This window comes from Dietzia sp. DQ11-44, assembly GCF_014145205.1.
GTDB classification, from domain to species: domain Bacteria; phylum Actinomycetota; class Actinomycetes; order Mycobacteriales; family Mycobacteriaceae; genus Dietzia; species Dietzia natronolimnaea.
Genome location: NZ_JAALEC010000217.1, coordinates 1 through 3701 on the forward strand (window position 1 = coordinate 1; position 3701 = coordinate 3701).

The following is a 3701-nucleotide window of genomic DNA, read 5'->3' on the forward strand; positions in this document are numbered from 1 at the left end:
TGACGGCAGCAGCTCGTTTGTGACGGTGCTGGTCGACCTGACCCCGGTGGTGGACGGCACCGACCCGTCTCGCCTGCTGGACATGGTCCCGGGGCGTTCGGCGAGGGTCCTGACCGAGTGGCTCGACGCGCGCGACCAGGCGTTCCGTGACCGGGTCAAGGTGGTGACAATGGACGGGTTCGCCGGCTATCACACCGCCGCAGCCAAAGCCGTCCCCGAAGCGCGGACGGTGATGGATCCTTTCCACGTCGTGCACCTGGCCGCGGACAAGCTCACCGTGTGCCGCCAGCGCATCCAGCAGGCCACCACCGGGCACCGGGGCCGCACGGGCGATCCGCTGTACGGCATCCGCCGGACGTTGAACACCCGGGCCGAGCTGCTCACCGACAAGCAGAAGGCCCGCCTGTTCAAAGCGTTCACGGCCAACGATGCGCACGCGGCGGTGGAGGTCACCTACGGCGTCTACCAGCGGCTCATCGCCGCCTACGAGGCCTCGGGCAAGCGGGAGGGCAAGATCGCGATGTACAAGCTCCTCAAATCGATCCGGGCCGGCGTTCCGAAGGAACTACCCGAGCTCGCCCAGCTCGGCCGGTCGCTGTGGAAGCGGCACCGCGAGATCCTCGCGTACTTCGACGTGGGTGCCTCCAACGGTCCCGTCGAGGCCATCAACGGGCGCCTCGAACACCTCCGCGGAATCGCCCTGGGCTTCCGGAACCTCAACCACTACATCTTGCGGTCACTGATCCACTCCGGTCAGCTTCACGACCGGATCAATGCACTCTGATTCCGGAAGGGCCGGATAAGGGGCTCTTCGCATCTGAGTGTGGGGTCAGGTCCGTAGCCCGCCGGCGATGAGGAGCATCCGCAGGCGGTAGTTGTCGCGGTTGCGGTAGCCGCGGGCCAGGCGCCGGTGGAGTTCGATGAGGCCGTTGATCGCTTCGGTTCCACCATTGTTGGATCGGTCAGTGGTCCAGTAGGCGAGGAAGGAGTCCTTCCACTTGCGAAGAGTGCGGCCGAGGCGGGCGATCTCTGGGATCGGGCAGGACGGCAAGGTCGCGAGTATCTTCTCCGCAGCGCTGCGCCCGGCTGGCAGGTCTTTATGGTGGTAGGCCTGTCGGAGTTCGTGGGCGATCTGCCAGGCGAGGAACAGTTCCTCGTGCCGGGGGTCGGCGGCCAATGCGTCATTGAACCGTCGCCACTGCCGCTCGGTCAGCCGTGCCGGGTCGCAGCGGATGATGGTGCGGATCCCGTAGAGCGGGTCGCCTTTACGTCCGCGGTGGCCGCAGATCTGCTGCTGCAACCCGGCAGTGGTGCTCGCTTGCTGCGTTCGCCGACTTGCCTACAATGGGTCACCCATCCCCAGTTCCCCCGCCGCTTTGCGCATGTGAGAGATGGCATGGCCTTCGTCGCGGGGAAGCGTCGCGGCGAGTTCATTGACCCGTCGCCAGCGATCGAGCGTCGATCCGTCGCTACGGCCGGCCGCAGCCAGAGCCGACCACGTGTCCGCGCAGCGCAAGAGCGCAGTTCCGGCCTTCGCCATCTCCGCGGACTCCGTTAGCCGGGCCACGTCGCCACAGAACTGTGCCTGCAACCGGCGGAACAGGCCGCCGCCCGTGCCTGCCTTCTCTACAAAGGCGTGGAGAGAACGCAGCGCGATGTCCAGTTCCGGTTCGGGCATGAGCCCCGGCCACCGGTCGACATCCTCGGCGAAGACCGTGACTCCACTGATCCCGGCAGCGGCAACGGCATCCGGCGGTAGCACCGACGCGTCCGGAATAATCGCGGTTGTCGCCGCCTGCATGTTTTCGACCGAGGCCACGAGGGCCGAAGCCGCAGTCTGGCGGAGATCGGGCAGGATCTGGGGCCAGTTCACGAAGTACGTGGTGTGCCTCGTGGGCACGGGGAACGATCGGGACGCGCGCGCCCGCGCAAGAGCCTCGTAGGGGACTTTCTGCATCTCGGCTCGGTCGTTGTCCACCACGAAAGCCGTCTCGGTGTCGTCTTCGTAACCGATCACGACGATGTCGTGCCGACTCATCTGAAGGCGGACATTGAGGTAGGGCAGCTCAGAAATGTCGGCCCACATCAGCACGGGACGGCCTTGCTGGAGTTCGCGGCGGACCCAGCCCCAGCCGGTCTCGGGATCGTCGGTTCCCCGAACGTCGACCTCTGCACCCAGCCTGGCGAGAAGGTCGACCTCGAGGTCGCTGCTACGCCCGACGAAGTAGATGGGAGGGGCGAGACCCGGTGCCCGCAGGTAGGTGAAGCCGAGACCACCGCCCATTCCGAAGACCAGACCTTCGCTCGGCACCTCGTCCCAGCCCAGACCGGCCCACTCCAGGAGGTCTCTCAGCGCTCCGGAACCACAATGCCCTGCCTGACGGTGGGGATAGTCCAGTAGGACTCGTCGCGGCTCTGGATGACGGGTAGGGACCTCGACTGACATGACATCTCCTGAATCGGCGTCGCAGCAATCTGCGCGGTTTCCGGTTGGACGGGCATGCGGTTACGTGACTATACATTCGTTCATGCAGGCATGTACCTACCTCAGCGGTCCATCGAAAGGATCCTTCGTTCCTGCGCCGCCCGCCGAGTGATAGCTCAAGAAATGCGCTGGGCGAGGCAGCCCCGGGCGTCCGCCAGACAATCACCACCGCTCTCCTCCACGAGCCGGCGGCCCGGAGCGTGTCAAATCAAATGAGACGTGAGGTGCTCGGTTGGGCTTGGCTAGTTTCGGGTGATCGGGCGTCGGGGTCGTTGATGGTCGCCTTTTCCGGCAGTCGGGGTGGGCGCGGTCGTCGGGTGAACCGTTCGGGGTGTTTGGCGTAGGCGGCGTCGAGCACGAGCTGGCGCCTGTCGCGGATGGTCTCGGCGGTGCCGTCGTGGACGCTGGCCGGGGTGTGCAGTCCGATCCCGCTGTGCCGGTGCTGGTGGTTGTACCAGTGGATGAATCGGTTCATCCATGCCCGGGCGGCACCGATGCTGGCGAACCGCTCGGGGTAGTTCGGCGTGTACTTCATGGTCTTGAACTGCGACTCGCTGTACGGGTTGTCGTTGCTGGTCCGCGGCCGATTGTGCGACCGGGTTACATCCAGATCGCACAGGAGTGAGGCCAACGGCTTCGAGGTCATCGCCGCGCCCCCGTCGGCGTGGAGATACCCCGGTGCCTGGCCTTGCTCGGCGATGGCGGCGGCGACCAGGTCGGCGGCCAGTTCGCCGTCTTCGACGGTCTCGATGCGCCAGCCCACGACGTAGCGGGAGTAGATGTCGATGACGACGTAGGCGTGGTACCAGATGCCCTTGGCCGGGCCCCGCATTTTCGTGATGTCCCACGACCACACATCATTTGCTGAGGTTGCGACCAGTTCGGGAATCGCCCGTGGTGGATGGGTTGCCTGCCGACGACGCTCGCCGTTCATCGCCTCGGCCGCCAGGATCCGGTGCATCGTGCGCTGCGAGCAGTGATACCGGCCGGCGTCGAGTTCGCGGGCCCACACCTGGGCCACGGACAGATCGGCGTAGGCCTCGCTGGTGAGCACTTCCAGTATCGCGGTGCGCTCGGCGGCGGTGAGCTCGGCAGGATGGCGGGCCTTGGGGTGCGGCCCATACTGGCGCGGTTTCGGATTGGCCTGGCGATGATGGGTCGCCCGCGACCTACCGACCAGGGCGCAGGACCGCACCACACCCAGCAGCGCGGTCAG

The 3701-nt window shown here is 66.2% G+C and carries 4 protein-coding genes; 1 reads left to right on the forward strand and 3 read right to left on the reverse strand.

Annotation, left to right across the window (positions count from 1 at the left end; all coding sequences use genetic code 11):
• On the forward strand, positions 1-784 hold a 784-nt coding region (locus tag G6018_RS06405), incomplete at its 5' end, for an ISL3 family transposase (protein ID WP_182639192.1).
• A 45-nt stretch (positions 785-829) separates the two neighbouring features.
• Here the strand turns inward: G6018_RS06405 and G6018_RS17110 are convergent.
• From G6018_RS17110 to G6018_RS06420, 3 genes are all read right to left on the reverse strand, one after another.
• Positions 830-1300 carry a transposase gene (locus tag G6018_RS17110; protein ID WP_228549380.1) on the reverse strand — a complete coding sequence of 157 codons (471 nt, stop codon included), beginning with the start codon at positions 1298-1300 and terminating at the stop codon, positions 830-832.
• A 39-nt stretch (positions 1301-1339) separates the two neighbouring features.
• Positions 1340-2446, reverse strand: coding sequence for a BtrH N-terminal domain-containing protein (locus G6018_RS06415; protein ID WP_067478094.1), 1107 nt, complete (start codon positions 2444-2446; stop codon positions 1340-1342).
• Positions 2447-2693: 247 nt separating this feature from the next.
• Complete coding sequence (locus G6018_RS06420) at positions 2694-3701, reverse strand: IS3 family transposase (protein WP_069388587.1); 1008 nt, start codon at positions 3699-3701, stop codon at positions 2694-2696.